This is a genomic window from Janthinobacterium salmonicoloratum (genome assembly GCF_051380845.1).
Classification (GTDB): domain Bacteria; phylum Pseudomonadota; class Gammaproteobacteria; order Burkholderiales; family Burkholderiaceae_D; genus Janthinobacterium; species Janthinobacterium lividum_F.
Window position 1 is genome coordinate 240055 of the sequence record NZ_JBNYXV010000001.1, and the last position, 16313, is coordinate 256367.

Below are 16313 nucleotides of genomic sequence, written 5' to 3' on the forward strand. Positions count from 1 at the left end.
GTCGTGCCGGTATACATTGATGTAGATCAATCAATTTTCCTACTGTGTGCAGCAGAATATGAGCATGCGCAAGGCTCTGTCGAATAGACCATGGCAGAGCGCTTGACTGGCGCAGCAATCCACACTACGTGCCTTGTCTCCAGCCCTGCGCTCGCGCCTGCGCCCTGCACCACGCATGACCAACTTCATAAGGAATAACATGATACCCACTACCATGAAAGCCGCTGTTGTCGAGCAATTGGGCCAACCGCTGGTGCTGCGCGAGGTTCCCGTACCGGTGCCCGGTCCCGGACAGATCCTCGTCAAGACGGAAGCTTGCGGCGTTTGCCACACGGACTTGCATGCGGCGCGCGGGGATTGGCCCGTCAAGCCGTCGCCGCCGTTCATTCCCGGCCACGAAGGCATCGGCCTGGTGGTGGCCGTGGGCACGGGCGTGACCGAGGTGCAGCTGGGCGACCGGGTCGGCGTGCCCTGGCTCTACTCGGCGTGCGGCCATTGCGAACATTGCCTGGCAGCCTGGGAAACCGTCTGCGCCGAGGCGCAGTTTGGCGGCTACACCAAGAATGGCGGCTTTGCCGAGTACATCCTGGCCGACCCGCGCTACGTCGCGCATATTCCGGCCGGACTGTCCGCCGTGCAAGCGGCGCCCATCATCTGCGCCGGCGTAACGAGCTACAAGGGCATCAAGGAAACGGGGGCGCGGCCGGGCCAGTGGCTGGCCGTATCCGGCATCGGCGGACTGGGCCACCTGGCCATCGAATATGCGCTGGCGATGGGCTTGCGCGTGGCGGCCGTCGATATCGATGAAGGCAAGCTGGAGCACGCGCGCGCCCTGGGCGCCGAAGTGACCATCAATGCCCGCCAGGGCGACCCCGTTGCGGCATTGCGCGAAGCGACGGGCGGCGGCGCCCACGGCGTGCTGATCACGGCGCCGTCGATCGACGCCTTCCAGCAAGGCGTGGCGATGACGCGCAAGCGCGGCACGTGCGTGCTCGTGGGCTTGCCGCCAGGCGACTTCCCGACGCCACTGTTCGATGTGGTCGCCAATTGCGTGACGATACGTGGCTCCTTCGTCGGCACGCGCCAGGACATGGCCGAGGCGCTCGCCTTCGCCGCCACTGGCAAGGTCAAGGCCGGCATTGAATTGCAGCCGCTGTCTGCCATCAATGAAATTTTCAGCCGGCTGGAGCAAGGCAAGGTTGCCTCGCGCGTGGTGCTCGATTTCAGCCGCAATTGAGTCGCAACTGAGCGGCACGCCGGCTGGCGGCTGCAAGGTGTGTCCTGGTGCGCGACGGCACGGGAATGATGTTGTTATGATGGCATATCATAAAGGACACACCGAGGACACACCGATGAAAAAATCCCTCTCCGGCCTTCTGGCCTGCGCCGCCCTCGCCTGGCCGTTTCAGGCCAGCGCGGCCGACGAGGCTGCACCTTCGCTGCCCGGACACTATTATCTGCAAGGCGTCATGGAAGTGGGCTCCGAACTGCTGCTGAAAAAAGACGGCAAGTTCGAATGGATGCTCAGTTATGGCAATACCGACGAGCAAGCCAGCGGCGAGTGGCGCGTTGCCGGCGACATGGTGACCCTGGTGGCGGGCAATGGCGGCAAGGAGCCGCAGTTTCGCGTATTCGAGGAATCGGAAATGCGCATCCAGAAACCCGCCGAAGCGGGAGCATGGGTGGCCATCGTCGGCTTCCCCCAGCTAGGGCCGATGGCCGGCGTGGAAGTGAAGTTCGAAGCGCAAAGCGGAAAGACGGCCACGGCCGTCAGCGTGGCGAACGGCGACGCCATCGTCCGCATGCCGGCGTCGGAACGCTGGGTGCGGGCAGGCTTGCGCCGCCAGGGCTCGAAGGCCGACTATCAATGGCTGGCCGTGCCCCCCGAGCGCGCACAGGAACGCCTCGCCGCATTCGCCGTCACCGACCGCCAGTGGCTGCAAGGCCAGGCCTTCCAGAAGTTGGCCTTGCGCGTCGTCAAGGGTGGCCTGAAAGTGGACGATGCGGACAATGGCCTGGCCAGGGGCCTGTACGCCAAACCGGCAGCGAAGCAATAGTCTTCATTCCCCCCTCGTTCCACTCTCCAGGCACGTTGCCCTGGTCAAGAATACTGACCAGGGCCGTACGCGCACGCCCGTGCGCCGTTGACACCCCGCACGGTCTGTCCTATAGTCGCCGGGTTAACGACAAATGAGAATGAGAATCATGTTCAGTTCTATCAAGAAATGGCTCGTATGCTATCCGCTCGTGGCCGCCAGCCTGTTGCTGGCCGGAGGCGCGCAAGCGCAAGTGGCCGACCAGGACGCCGGCGCCAAGCAGTTGTGGCAATTGATTGACTACGTTGCCGTCGATTACAGCGGCGCCGTCGAGCACGGCAAAGTGGTCAGCGAGGCGGAATACGCGGAAATGCTCGACTTCACGGACAACGCGACGACGCAGATCGCCGCCCTGCCCGCCCACGCTTCGAAAGCGGCCATTGCCGCCGCCATCGCCGACTTGCGCGCGGCCGTCGTCGCCAAGGCGGATGGCGTGGAAGTCAAGCGCCTGGCGCACCATGCGAATGGCTTGCTGATTGCCGCCTACCCGATTCCCGTGGCGCCGAAAGTGCTGCCCAACCTGGCGCGCGGCGCGGCCCTGTATGCGGCCCAGTGCGCTTCTTGTCACGGCGTGGCCGGCGGCGGCGATGGTCCGCTGGCGACCAGCCTGGAACCGAAACCGATCGCCTTCACGGACGGTGAACGGGCGCAGTCGCGCAGCCTGATGGCGCTGTACCAGGTCATTTCGCAAGGCGTGGCCGGCACGTCGATGGCCAGTTTCGGCCAGTTGTCCGAAAACGAGCGCTGGGACCTGGCTTTCTATATTGGCGGCATGTCGCACGACGCGGCGGCAAGCGCGCGCGGCGAAAAGCTGTGGCAGGACGATCCACGGGCCAAGAAGCTGTACGCGGACCTGGCTGCCGTGACGACCCTGACGCAGGAAGCGGCTGCCGCCAAGCTGGGCGCGGAAGAGTCGCAAGCGCTGACGGCGTACTTGCGCAGCAACCCTGGCCAGGCCGAGGCGCACAAGCCGGCCGGCCTGGCCCTGTCGCGTCTGCGCCTGGCGGAAAGCCTTGCCGCCATGCACGCTGGCGACCGCGCGGGCGCCACGCGCCTGGGCCTGTCGGCCTACCTGGACGGCTTCGAGCCGATCGAGCCGATGGTTGGCGCGCGCAACAAATCGCTGCTGCTGGCCGTGGAAAACGCCATGCTGGCTTACCGTTCCGCCGTTGCCAAGGGCACGGTGGCCGATGCCGATGCGGCGGGCGAAAAGCTGCAGCAACTGTTTACCCACGTGGAAGCGGAACTGAGCGACGCCAAGGCCGAGCCGATGACCACCTTTATCGGCGCCCTGACGATCTTGCTGCGCGAAGGCGTGGAAGCGCTGCTGATCGTGATCGGCATCATCGCCTTCCTGCGCAAGGCCAAGCGCAACGATGTGCTGCCCTACGTGCATGCTGGCTGGGCCAGCGCGCTGGTGGCAGGCGGCCTGACGTGGGTGGCGGCAACGTATTTGGTGACTATCAGCGGCGCCAGCCGTGAAGTGAGCGAGGGTCTTGGTTCCGTGTTTGCAGCCCTGGTCCTGCTCAGCGTGGGCTTGTGGATGCACCAGAAGAGCAGCGCCGGGCGCTGGCAGGAATACCTGCACGAGAAACTCACGGCGGCGATGAGCCGGCGCTCCGCCTGGGGACTGTTCGCCCTGGCCTTCATCGCCGTCTACCGCGAAGTCTTTGAAACCGTGCTGTTCTATTCCGCCCTGGCGGCGGACGGCAATGGCGGCGCCCTGCTGGGCGGCTTCCTGGTGGCCATCGTGCTGCTGGTCGTGATCGCCTGGGCCTTGCTGCGCACCAGCGCGCGCATGCCGATCGGCAAATTCTTCTCGCTGACCTCCGCCTTCGTGGCCGTGCTGGCCGTCATCCTGATGGGCAAAGGCGTGGCCGCGCTGCAAGAAGCGGGCTGGGTCGGCGTCACCCCCGTCGATTTCATGCGCATTGATCTCCTGGGCATCCTGCCGACCCTGGAAACCTTGCTGGCGCAAGCGGCCATCCTGGCCATCATCGTCGCCGGCTATGGCTGGAACCGCGTGTCAGCAGGCAAGCGCAAGCTGGCCTGAGCTTGACACTCGCCCCATGAAACGCGCCGGCATGGGCGTTTCTCCCCAATGACAGCAGGCAGCCATTGGGGATGGCGGTAATTGATTGTTTTAGGTCAAACAATATTCACTCTGTTCGGAAAAGCGCGCGCGGACCTCACTGCGGCGCATCGCGCGCATCCACGTAGGCCCAGGCTTGCTTGCCCGACGCCAGGGTCACGCGCTCGCGCCGGTAGGCCGCCACCTCGTAGCCATCCGCCTGGCGCAATTCCTCGGCCGAGACGGCCAGCACGGCGCCCGGCACGCCATCCGTCGGTTCGCCGCGCGAAGCGATCGGATGATGCGTCTTGCCGCTGGTCGCCACCACTTGCGCATCCTCGATGGCCAGCAACGCCAGGCAGTAGCCGGGCAATTGGTCGGGCCGGCTGTCGAGCAGCCGCCCGAAGGTGGCCAGTTGCACACCGGGCTGCTGCAAGGTGCCGTAGGAAAACAGGTGTTCCGTCGTTGCCGCTGGAATAGGTGCCATTTTTCGCTCCTGGTCGATTGTCGATAAAGTGCATCGTAGCGCCGTTCGTGCCAGGAAGCGAACAACTTGCCGCAGCACTTGTCGCTACAGGCCCTGTGCCATTTTGAAAATTGCGATATGATGGTCATCATATTTTACATCCAAAGCTGTCAACCACTGAAGGAACTGCCATGAAAAACAAGAAGATTGCCCTGGTCACCGGCGCCTCGTCCGGCATCGGCGCGGCCACGGCCCAGCGCCTGGCGCAAGCGGGCTACACGGTGTACGGCACCAGCCGCCGCGGCGCACAAACGGCCGGAGTCGACCATGCGATGCTGGCGCTCGACGTTACCAGCGATGCTTCGGTGGCTGCCGCTGTAGCCGAGGTGATGCAGCGCGAAGGCCGCATCGACCTGCTGGTGAATAATGCCGGTTTCGGCGTGGCGCCGGCGGGCGCCGAGGAAAGCAGCGTGGCGCAGGCGCAAGCCATCTTCGACACGAATTTCTATGGCGTGCTGCGCATGACCTTGGCCGTGCTGCCGCACATGCGGGCCCAGGGCGGCGGGCGCATCCTCAATATCGGTTCCGTCGTGGGCTTCCTGCCCATGCCCTACGGCGCGCTGTACTCCGCCACCAAACACGCCATTGAGGGCTACACTGAATCACTCGACCATGAAGTGCGCGGCTGGGGCATCCGCGCCAGCGTCATCGAGCCGGCTTATACGAAAACCACGTTCGAAGCCAATCTGCTGGCGCCCGACACCCCGCTGTCCGCCTACCGGCAAGTCAGCGCGGCCGTCACGCGCCGGCTGCAAGCGCTGATGGCCGGCGCCGATGACCCTGGCGTCGTGGCCGATACCATATTGGCGGCGGCGCAGGCACGCCAGCCGAAACTGCGCTACGCGGCCGGGCCGTTGGCGGCACGCTTGCGCCTGATGCGCCGTTTCATGCCCGCCGCGCTGATGGACGCCGGCTTGCGCAAGGACCTGCGCCTGGCCTGAACGCCAGCATTTTTTCCAGTCTTCAGAGAGAACATCATGCAAGCATTGCAACTCAAACAATATGGCGGCCTCGATCATGTCGCGTTTGCCGAACTCCCCCGCCCCGCGCCCGGCCCCGGCGAACTGCTGGTGCAGGTGCGCGCCGTGGGCTTGAACCCCATCGACAACCTGATTCCCAAAGGCGACTTCAAGCCGATATTGAAACTGCGCTTGCCGGCCACCCTGGGCAGCGACCTGGCCGGCGTCGTCGTGGCCGTAGGCGACGCCGTCACGCGCTTCAAAGTGGGCGACGCCGTGTATGCCAGTATTTTCGACACACCACACGGCAGCCTGGCCGAATTTGCCGTCGTGCCCGAACAGGCGGCCGCCCTCAAGCCCGCCAACCTCGATTTCGTGCAGGCAGCCTCGATTCCCATGGTCGGTCTGACGGCATGGCAAGCCATGCACGAGCGCATGCAACTCCAGCCTGGTCAGAAAGTGTTCATCCCGGCCGGTTCCGGCGGCATCGGCACGTTTGCCATCCAGCTGGCCAGGCACCTGGGCGCCCGCGTGGGCACCACCACCAGCACGGCGAATGTGGAACTGGTGCGCGGCCTGGGCGCCGATGAAGTCATCGACTACAAGAAACAGCCGTTCGAGGAGGTGCTGCGCGATTACGACGCCGTGCTGGGCACGGTGCGCGGCGACGGGCTGGAAAAGGCCTTGCGCATCGTCAAGCCAGGCAGCCAGGTTGTCTCGCTGGTCGGTCCGCCAGACGCCGCTTTCGCCCGCGCGCGCGGCATGAACGTGGTGCTGAAGCTGGTGTTTGGTTTGCTCAGCCGCAAGATCATCGGCCTGGCGCGGCGGCGCGGCGCCCGCTACGCCTTCCACTTCGTGCGTCCCGACGGCAGCCAGCTGGCGCAGATCGCCGGCCTGCTCGAAGCGGGAACCATCCGTCCCGTCATCGACCAGGTGTTTCCTTTTGCCGAAGCGAAACAGGCGCTGGCCTACCTGGCGCAGGGACGCGCACGGGGCAAGGTGGTGGTGCGGATGCCCGTTGCCTGAGTGGCCTTTGGATTGCTTTCGGCACTGTGACTATGTGTGAGTTTTGCGTTGGTAATTTCCTCCATACTCATTGTCAACCCCGTGCCTGTTGATATCGGTCAACCTCAATAAAGGTAGCTCATGCGCTTTCCCCCGGAATGCTGCTGGCTCGCTATCGCCCTCGTAGCCGGGATCGGCCACGCCGCCGAACCGGGCGTCACCGATACGCAAGTCCGGCTCGGCATGGTCAATGCGCAAACGGGGGCGGCCTCGGGGCTGGGGCGGGCCATGCTCGACGGCGCGACGGCCGTTTTCCAGGAAGCGAACCTGCGCGGCGGCATCCATGGCCGCAGCATCGAGCTGGTGGTCGCGGACGACGGTTACGATCCGGACCGCGCCATCAGCGAAACGCTCAGGCTGCTCGAGGAAAAACAGGTATTCGCCCTGTTCGGCAACGTGGGCACGCCCACCACCAATGCCGTCATACCGATCGTCCAGGAAATGAAGGTGCCACTGGTGGGCGCGTTTACGGGCGCGATGACCTTGCGCCGCCCCGTGGTGCATGAAGTCATCAACTTCCGCGCCAGTTATGACGATGAGTCCGATGCCCTGGTGCAGTATTTCGCCAGCCGCGGCGTCAAGCGCTTTGGCGTCCTGTACCAGGACGACGGTTTCGGCAATGCCGTGCTCGACGGCACCGCGCGCGCCCTGCAACGGCGCGGCATGGAGCTCGTTGCCAAGGGTTCCTTTCAGCGCGGCACCACGGCCATCAAGGCGGGCTTGGCGGCCCTGATCGGGCATGACTTGCAAGCGGTGGTCATGGCCGGCCCCTACACCCCGGTGGCCGCGTTCGTGCGCGAAGCCAGCAAGGCCGGGCTGAAGGCGGCCCTGGCGACGGTCTCCTTTGTCGGCACGGACAGCCTGCTGCAACTGCTGGGCACGGAAGGCAACAAGCTCGTCATTTCGCAAGTGGTGCCCCTGCCGGACGACCATACGCTGCCCATCGCCGCCGACTGCGCCGCGCTGCTGGCCAGGCATGTGCCGGCGGCCAGGCTCTCTTTTGTGAGTTTCGAAGGCTGCATCTCGGCCACCCTGATGGTGGCGGCGCTGCGCCGCACAGGCGCCGACCTCACGCGCGAGCGCCTGATCCAGAGCTTCGAAACGTTCGACCGGCTCGATCTCGGCGGCTTGCGGGTGACGCTGCGACCAAGCGAGCACCAGGCGTCGACGGCCGTCTTCCTGACCCGTATCGTGGACGGCAGGATCGTTCCGGTGGACCCCGGGCCTGGCGCGAAGTGATGCGCGCCTCCTGCCCACCAGCCGCTTTCCCCTGGAGCCTGGCATGAAAATCAGGACCAAGCTGATCATCAGTAGCAGCGTCCTGCTGGCGGGGGTGGTGGCCATGGCGGCGGCCAGCCTGCTGCTGGTAAAAGGCATTGAAACCCATGTGCACGGCTTGACCGACCGGACCGTGCCGCTTTACACGGACGTGCTGCGCCTGCGCTATACCGTGCAGGATATGGCATCGGATTTTTTCGAGCTGGGCAAGGCGGAAGACCTGGCGCAGCTGGAGCAGGTGTCAAACGAGATCGTCGCCAATATCAAGACCGCCGAGAGCATCAGCAATGATTTGCGCCGCCATGGCGAGTCGCAGCCGCCCCGCTATCACGCGGCCTTCGAACAGGAATTCCAGCGCATGCGCGTCGCCGTGCGCAAACGCCTGGAAAACGAGGCCTACTACAAGGCGCAGGCGACGGAGATACGCCAGGTGCTGGCGCAGATCAAGGCCGCCGCCAAAAGCGCGCGCGGCAAGATCCGCCTGGTCGACAGCCAGGCCCAGGCCACGGCAGCCGAGGTGCAGCTGCAAAGCCAGCGCCTGAACCAGAACGCCCGCTACCTGACCGAGCTGCGCAAGAGCATCTTCGACATGCAGCTTTCACTGGCCGAAACGGAGGCCGTGAAGAGTCGTTTTCGGATTGCCCCCGTGCGCGATCGGCTGACCGCGGCAGCCGCGCGCCTGGCGGGAAGCAGCGAGCGCGACATCAGCCCGGCCCAGCAAGCGTTGCGGGCGACACTGCTCGCCACGGCGCGCCAGATGCTTGCGCCAGCCATCGGGTTGGTGGCCCTGCGCGCCGGGATGCTGGCCGAGGGCGGCGCCAGCGCGGCGCAGCAAGCGCAATATGCTGCCCTCAAGGAACAAACCAGCGCCGCCCTGGCCACGGCCCACCTGCGCCTGGCCGAGGAGCTCGATCCCATCGAACTGCAGCTGGCGATGGGACGCGACCGGATGGCGGAAGCTGGCCGCTACATGCGCACCTCGGCCCACATCGAGGATGCCAGCGGCGAAATCAACCTTGCCGTCGATGCCATCAGCATCGATGTGGGCGAAGTCATGCTTGCCACGGCAGCCGGCGACGTCACGCACCTGGGCCACGATATCGCGCAGCGCATCAGCGCCCTGCACCGCGATATGGCCACCATGCAAACCTTGCTGCAAAGCATAGGCCAGCTGCGCTTGCTGGCCGAAACGAGGACCGTCAATACTTACCTGGACGCGGTGGCGCGGTCGGGACAGCGGCTGGTGCAAGCCAAGGGCAGCGTACTGGACAGCCAGAAGGCGCTGGACGAGGTCAGCGACCATGTGCGCGCCTTCGAGCGCGAACAGGCCGCCTACTCCGCGCAGCAGGTGGCGCGCATCACCGGGCAGCAGCAGGACGCGGTGACCGAGGTGCGCGATGGCGTGCGGCATGCCTTCGTGCTGATCCTCGGCATCGCGCTGGTCCTGCTGCTGGCCTGCGTGACCATCACGGGACTGATTAGCGCCTCCATCGCCAGGCCGCTGGCGCGCCTGTCCCACGCCATCGCCCATATCCGTGGCGGCAAGGCGCTGTCGGTGCGCGTGCCGCAGCATGGCAGCGATGAACTGGGACAATTGATCCTGGGCTTTAACGGCATGCTTGAACACGTCGAACAGCGCGACCTGTCGCTCAAGCAGGCCAAGGCCGAGGCCGACGCCGCCAACCGCGCCAAGTCGGAATTCCTGGCCAAGATGAGCCATGAAATCCGCACGCCGATGAATGGCGTGCTGGGCATGACGGAATTGCTGCAGCGGACGGAACTGAGTCCCAAACAGCAGCGTTTCGTGCACACGGTGCACCGTTCCGGCGAAAGCCTGCTGAGCATCATCGACGACATCCTCGACTTTTCCAAGATCGAGGCGGGCAAGCTGGTGCTCGAACATATTGCCTTCGACCTGCGCCAGGTGATCGACGATGTCGTGGCGCTGTTTGCCGACGGCATCCAGCGCAAGGCCATCGAATTTACCTGCCGCATCGCGCCCGACGTGCCGCAGCACGTGCGCGGCGACCCCGTGCGCCTGCGCCAGATCCTCACCAACCTGCTCAATAACGCCACCAAGTTCACGGAACGGGGCGAAATTTCCGTCGATGTCAGCTGCCCCGCTGCCGGCAAGATCCGCCTGGAAGTCAGCGATACGGGCATCGGCATGGCGCCCGAAGCGGCGGCGGCCGTCTTCCAGCCCTTCCGCCAGGCCGACAGCACCACCTCGCGCAAATATGGCGGCACGGGTCTGGGCCTGGCCATCATCAAGCAACTGGCGGAAATGATGGGCGGCAACATTGTGCTGAAATCCGTGGCGGGACAGGGTTCCAGCTTCGCCGTGACCGTCGTCGTGGGCAAGGTGGCGCCCGAGGACGCGGCGCCGGCGCCGGCGCCGCGCGTATCGCTGGGCGCCTTGAGCGTGCTGATCGTGGATGACAATGCCACCAACCGCAACATCCTGCTGCAGCACGCAATCGAGTGGCAGATGGCCACGGCCAGCGCCGCAGACGGCGCGGAAGCGCTGGGCCTGCTACAAGGCGCGCTGCGCAGCGGACGCCCGTTTGACCTGGCGATCATCGACCTGCGCATGCCCGTCATGGATGGCGCCGAACTGGTGCGGGCAATCAAGGCCGACGTCGGCATGGCGGCGCTGAAAATCATCATGCTCAGTTCGCTGGATGCTTCGGCCGAGCTGCGCCAGGTGACGGCGCTGGGGGTGGAATACTGCCTGACCAAGCCCGTCCGGGCGCTGGAACTGCGCCACTGCATCGAAGCCGTCGGTGGCTTCGGTACCCTGGCGCCAACGATGCATGCCCTGCCCGCTCCGCCGGATAACGTAGCCGCGGTCGCAGTCCAGACGCCGCTGCGCATGCTGCTGGTGGAAGACAACGCGATCAACCAGGAAATTGCCCTGGCCATGCTGGAAGATACGGGCTACGAGGCCACGCCGGCCGACAACGGGCGGCGCGCGCTGGCCCTGTGGGAACGGCACCCCTTCGATGTCATCCTGATGGATTGCCAGATGCCGGAAATGGACGGCTTCGAAACGACCCGGCATGTGCGCCGCATGGAAGTCCAGCAAGGCCGTGGCCGCACGCCCATCATTGCCCTGACGGCCAATGCCGTCCTGGGCGACCGCGAACTGTGCCTGGATGCGGGCATGGACGATTACCTCGCCAAGCCGTACACGCGCGCCGCCCTGCTGGCGGTGCTGGCCCGCTGGCGCCCGGCGCCCGCCGCGCCGGCGGCCGCGCAGACGTCGAAAGTGACGGCGGAGGCTTCCGGCGCCATCCTCGACGCCGCCGCCCTGCAAAACCTGCGCGCCATGCGCCGTCCCGGCCGTCCCGACGTGCTGGGCCGCATCATCGACCTGTTTTACAGCGACGCCCCGCGCCTGCTGGGGCAGCTGGAAGTGGCCGCCGGGGCCAGCGATGCCGCAGCCCTGCAACTGGCGGCGCATACGCTCAAGTCGAGCTGCGCCAACGTGGGTGCGCTGGGCTTGTCGGCCACCTGCCGTGAAATCGAACAATATGCGCGCGGCAATGATGTCGGCAGCGCGCTGAAGCATATCCGCGGCATCCAGCAAGAACTCGACCGTGTCCTCGCCGCCCTGGCCATTGAGAAGGAAGCCATATGAATACCGCACTGCCCCCGCAAGCACTGGTCCTGGTGGTCGATGACGACACAATGACGCGCATCCTGGTGACGGAAGCGCTGGAGCCGGAAGGTTTCCGCATCGAGGAAGCGGCCAGCGGCCCGGAAGCGCTAGCCGCCTTCCAGCGTGGCGTGCCCGACCTGATCCTGCTCGACGTCGCCATGCCCGGCATGAGCGGCTTCGAGTGCTGCGCCCAGCTGCGCCGGCTGCCCGGCGGCGCGCATGTGCCCATCGTCGTTCTGACAGGCAACGACGACGATGACTCCATCAAGCAGGCACTGGAAGCGGGCGCCAGCGATTTCATCTCCAAGCCCATGCAATGGCGTTTGCTGGCGCACCGGCTGCGCTACCTGCTGCGGGCTAGCAGCGCGCTAACCGAGTTGAGCCGTATCCAGGAAAGCCTCAGCCATGCACAGGCGCTGGCCCGCCTCGGCAACTGGGAATACCGGGTCGCCGACGGCGATGGCTATTGGTCGCCGGAACTGTTGCGCATCCTGGGCCTGGAGGCCGATTGCGGCCCCACCAGCTTCGACCGCCTGCTGCAGTGCCTGCCGGAAGCGCAGCGGCCCCTGCTGCTCGATGCCTTCATGGAACTGCATGCCAGCGGCACCGGCTACAGCCTGGAACACAAGGTGCTGCGGCCGGATGGCGGCGAATGCATCGTCTTTCACCAGGCCGAGGCCGTGCGCGAAGGCCATCAGGTGCTGCTCACGCGCGGTACCGTGCAGGACATCACGGAACGCAAGCTGCAGGAATTGCGCATCGAGTACCTGGCCAACCACGATGCGCTGACGGATCTGCCCAACCGCCAGTTGCTGAACGACCGCATCGGCCAGGCCTGCGCCCATGCCCACCGCACCCGTTTGCACCTGGCCACGCTGATGCTGGACCTCGATCGTTTCAAGTTCGTCAACGACAGCTATGGCCATCCGGTGGGTGATGCGCTGCTGCAGGAGGTGGCCCGCCGACTGAAGATGGCGGTACGCGCCGGAGACACCGTGGCCCGTCAGGGCGGCGACGAGTTCGTCATCCTGCTGACGGACCTGCCCGATATCGAGACGGCCGAGCACATCGTGAAAAAAGTGCTGGCGGTGTTCGCCGATCCCTTCCAGCTGGGCGAACATACCCTGCACGTCAGCACCAGTATCGGCGCCAGCGTGTTTCCCTTCGATGGCGACAGCGGCGACTTGCTGCTGAAAACGGCCGATGCGGCCCTCTACAGCGCCAAGGACAAGGGGCGTAACGGTTATCAGTTCTACAACCACAAGATGGGTGTGCTGGTCGAAGAGCGGGCCGAAATCGAACACGCGCTGCACCAGGCGTTGGCGCTGGACGAGCTGGAATTGCACTACCAGCCCAAGGTCGACCTCAGCAGCGGGAAAATCTATGGCATGGAAGCGCTGCTGCGCTGGCGTCGGCCAGGCATCGGGCTGGTGCCGCCGGACCGCTTCATTCCCCTGGCCGAGGAAACGGGCATGATCGTGCCCATCGGTGAATGGGTGCTGCGCACGGCCTGCGCGCAACTTGGCGTCTGGCATGCCTACGGTTTTGCGCACCTGACGATGGCGGTCAACGTGTCGGCGCGCCAGTTCCGCCAGGTCGACATGCCGGAACTGGTGCGCGAAGTGCTGGCCGCCAGCGGCCTGCCGGCCCACTGCCTGGAACTGGAGCTGACGGAAAGCGTGCTGATGCAAAACCGGGAGCACGTGGTGGGGGCGCTGGAACAGTTGAAGGAAATCGGCGTCACGTTGTCGCTGGACGACTTCGGCACCGGCTACTCCAGCCTGTCCTATCTCAAGCAATTCCCCATCGACGTCGTCAAGATCGACCAATCGTTCATCCGCGACGTGACCGACAGCGTGGATGGCGCTTCGCTGACCAGGTCGATCATCGCCATGGCCAAGTCGCTGCACATGACCACGGTGGCCGAGGGCGTGGAAACGGAAGGCCAGCTGGGGTTTCTTAATACCAACCACTGTGACGCCATGCAAGGCTATTACTTCAGCCGCCCGCTACCCGGTGCCGAGATGGACCTGCTATTGCATGCAGGTACCCATTTGCCGCCCGAGAACTGCCATGCGGAAGCACTGCAACGCGTGCTGCTGCTGGTGGACGACGAAGAGCATATCCTGTCCTCCCTGCGCCGCTCGCTGCGCAAGGAGGGCTACCAGATACTCAGCACCAGCAAGCCGCAGGAAGCGCTGGAACTAGTGGCCACCCATACGGTGGGCGTGATACTCACGGATGCGCGCATGCCTGGCATGTCCGGCAACGAACTATTGCACCGCATCAAGGGTTTGTACCCCGAGATCGTGCGCGTGATGTTGTCCGGCTATCCCGAACTGCATTCGGTCACGGCGGCCATCAACGAAGGTTCGGTATACAAGTTCATCACCAAGCCCTGGGATGAGACCTTGCTGAAAGACCATTTGCGCGAGGCCTTCTTGCGCTTCGAATCGGGCATACAGCGGCCGCCGCAGGGGCCCCATACCGTCGAGATCCGCAACCGTGCCGCTTAGGCGTGCCACCAGGAGCCATCATGCAGGAGCAACTGTTCTTCGAAGGCTTGCGCGCCCTGGCCGAAGCCGCCTTTCCCAAGCATTGCGCCTGCTGTGGACGCGTCTTCGCCACGGCGGACGAGTTCATACAGCAGACGCAGGCGCTGCGCCAGAATGTCTCCGGACTGAAACAAAGCTTCGATGACAACAACGTGGCCATCGTGGAGGTCTACCGCAATTGCCTGTGCGGCTCGACCCTGATGGATTTCTTTTCGGACCGGCGCGGCACGTCGGAGGCTTATCAGCAGCGTCGCCTCCTGTTTGAACGCTTATTGCCCCTGCTGCAAGAAAAAGGCATGGAACGGGCCGCGGCGCGCGAATATCTGCTGCATGTCGTGCGCGGCCAGTTGCCGTGACGAAGCCCGCCCACGGTTGCGGGACGCCGCCACCTCTTACCAGTAGCCGAGCACCTTCCACCACGTCGTACCGACGACGGCAAAGATCAGCAGTTCCACCACGCACATGATGAAGCCGACACGCCACCAGTTACCCATCGTCACGAAGCCGCTGCCGAAGATGATGGGCGAGGTACCCGTGGCGTAGTGGGTCAGGGTCATCATGATGGCTGAGCCGGCCGTCATCATCAGCATGAACGGCACGTGGTATTCGGCCGGGATCAGGTGCAGGCCCACCGTCAGGAAGGCCAGCAGCATGGCGCTGATGTGGGCCGTCGTGCTGGCAAAGAAGTAATGCGAGAAAACAAACACCAGCACCAGGACGGCGGCAATCGGCAGCCAGTCCATGCCGCTGGCGACGATGGCGGCCTTCATGCCAGCCGAGAACCAGGCGATCACGCCCGTCTTGTTCAATTGCTCGGCCATCATCACCAGCGCGCCGAACCATACGAGGGTGTCCCAGGCGCTCTTCTCCGACAGCACGTCGTCCCAGTCGATGGTGCCGGTAATGATCAGCACGAACAAGCCGACAAAGGCGACCACCGTCGCATCGAGCGAAAACGCGGGACCGAACAGCATGGCGGGCACGTTAGCCCACAGCAAGAGCAGCAAGGCGAAGGTGCCCAGCATGACTTTTTCCGACGGCGATAGCGGGCCCATGCTTTTCAATTCCGCCTTGGCGTAGGTGACGGCGTCGGGCGTGGCTTTCAGTTCCGGCGGTGACAGCCAGTAGATGATCAAAGGCATGACCAGCAGGCAGACCAGGCCCGGCAGCAGCATGCACAGCGCCCAGGTGGTCCACGTCAGGTGGAAACTCTGGCCGCTGGCCTTGGCCACGAAATCGACCACCAGCGGATTGGGCGCCGTGGCCGTCAAGAACATGGCCGACGTGATGGGGTTGGCGTGGTAATTGACGAGGGCAAGATAGGTGCCCACCTTCTTTTCCGTGCCCTTGGCCGGGTCCGAATCGAAGGCATTGGCGATCGATTTCATGACGGGGTGGACGATGCCGCCGCCCCGTGCCGTGTTACTCGGCGTAAAGGGCGCCAGCACCAGTTCGCAGATGGCCAGGCCATAGCCGATGCCCATGGTGCTCTTGCCCAGCAGCGAGATGAACAGCAGGCCGATGCGGCTGCCCAGTCCCGTCTTTTTCAGGCCGCGCGAAATCAGGATCGCCACGACGATCAGCCAGATCAGGGGATTGGAAAAACTGCTGAGCGCATCCGTGATGGCGCCCTTGGACGAGGTCGACGTCACTTGCGACAAGGACACGATAACGATGGCCATCATGGCCATCACGCCGATCGGCATGACTTTCAGGATGATCGCCAGGATGGTGGTGAGGAAAATCGCCACCAGGCCCCAGGCCTTGGGCGTCAAGCCGTCCGGCGCCGGCAGCAATAGCATGCTCACCAGCAAGGCCGTGCAGATCAGGGCGGGAACGAGGCGGAATGGGACGGCTTCCTTGAAATGCAGGAACATGTCGCGCACTGTTTTATACATCTTTATTACCTTTCGCTGTGGGTCAGGCATCGTGGCGGTCGGAATCGTGCACGCAGATTCATGGGCTGAAAGGCACAAGAAGTGAGCCCGCAAGATGACTGATGCCCAACAATTCTGTTCGGCAATATCATACACGCAAGACTTCCCTGTCCCCGCCCCGTTGCCACGTTCGACACCCACTATCTGCATAATCGTTGACCGGCA

At 64.6% G+C, this 16313-nt stretch carries 11 protein-coding genes; 9 read left to right on the forward strand and 2 right to left on the reverse strand.

Annotated features, from left to right (window positions below; translation table 11 throughout):
- The first annotated feature begins 202 nt into the window (after positions 1-202).
- From ACQ4WY_RS01080 to ACQ4WY_RS01090, 3 genes are all read left to right on the forward strand, one after another.
- Positions 203-1237 carry a zinc-dependent alcohol dehydrogenase gene (locus tag ACQ4WY_RS01080; RefSeq protein ID WP_353661034.1) on the forward strand — a complete coding sequence of 345 codons (1035 nt, stop codon included), beginning with the start codon at positions 203-205 and terminating at the stop codon, positions 1235-1237.
- Positions 1238-1352: 115 nt separating this feature from the next.
- Positions 1353-2057 (forward strand): hypothetical protein, encoded by a 705-nt coding sequence (locus tag ACQ4WY_RS01085; RefSeq protein WP_436502445.1) that lies wholly within the window; start codon positions 1353-1355, stop codon positions 2055-2057.
- Between the two features lie 148 nt (positions 2058-2205).
- Positions 2206-4149: an FTR1 family protein gene (locus ACQ4WY_RS01090; protein ID WP_436502446.1), complete on the forward strand. Its 1944-nt coding sequence runs from the start codon at positions 2206-2208 to the stop codon at positions 4147-4149.
- Between the two features lie 136 nt (positions 4150-4285).
- Here ACQ4WY_RS01090 and ACQ4WY_RS01095 read toward each other — a convergent pair whose 3' ends face one another.
- The gene (locus ACQ4WY_RS01095; protein ID WP_436502447.1) at positions 4286-4654 is read right to left on the reverse strand and encodes a gamma-glutamylcyclotransferase family protein; all 369 of its coding nucleotides are present in this window, start codon (positions 4652-4654) and stop codon (positions 4286-4288) included.
- Positions 4655-4824: 170 nt separating this feature from the next.
- Between ACQ4WY_RS01095 and ACQ4WY_RS01100 the strand changes: the two genes are divergently transcribed.
- The 6 genes from ACQ4WY_RS01100 (at position 4825) to ACQ4WY_RS01125 (ending at position 14567) form a co-directional block, all read left to right on the forward strand.
- Positions 4825-5634: an oxidoreductase gene (locus tag ACQ4WY_RS01100; RefSeq protein WP_436502448.1), complete on the forward strand. Its 810-nt coding sequence runs from the start codon at positions 4825-4827 to the stop codon at positions 5632-5634.
- A 36-nt stretch (positions 5635-5670) separates the two neighbouring features.
- Positions 5671-6678 carry an NADP-dependent oxidoreductase gene (locus ACQ4WY_RS01105; protein WP_436502449.1) on the forward strand — a complete coding sequence of 336 codons (1008 nt, stop codon included), beginning with the start codon at positions 5671-5673 and terminating at the stop codon, positions 6676-6678.
- A 120-nt stretch (positions 6679-6798) separates the two neighbouring features.
- Positions 6799-7956 (forward strand): ABC transporter substrate-binding protein, encoded by a 1158-nt coding sequence (locus ACQ4WY_RS01110; protein WP_436502450.1) that lies wholly within the window; start codon positions 6799-6801, stop codon positions 7954-7956.
- 43 nt (positions 7957-7999) lie between these two features.
- On the forward strand, positions 8000-11635 hold the full coding sequence (locus tag ACQ4WY_RS01115) for a response regulator (RefSeq protein ID WP_436502451.1): 3636 nt from the start codon (positions 8000-8002) through the stop codon (positions 11633-11635).
- Positions 11632-14172, forward strand: a complete 2541-nt coding sequence (locus ACQ4WY_RS01120) for an EAL domain-containing protein (protein WP_436502452.1) — start codon at positions 11632-11634, stop codon at positions 14170-14172. Before ACQ4WY_RS01115 ends, ACQ4WY_RS01120 begins: the two co-directional genes overlap by 4 nt.
- A gap of 20 nt (positions 14173-14192) precedes the next feature.
- Positions 14193-14567 carry a hypothetical protein gene (locus tag ACQ4WY_RS01125; protein WP_353657147.1) on the forward strand — a complete coding sequence of 125 codons (375 nt, stop codon included), beginning with the start codon at positions 14193-14195 and terminating at the stop codon, positions 14565-14567.
- Between the two features lie 36 nt (positions 14568-14603).
- Here ACQ4WY_RS01125 and ACQ4WY_RS01130 read toward each other — a convergent pair whose 3' ends face one another.
- Positions 14604-16109, reverse strand: coding sequence for an anion permease (locus ACQ4WY_RS01130; protein ID WP_436502453.1), 1506 nt, complete (start codon positions 16107-16109; stop codon positions 14604-14606).
- Positions 16110-16313 lie beyond the last annotated feature (204 nt).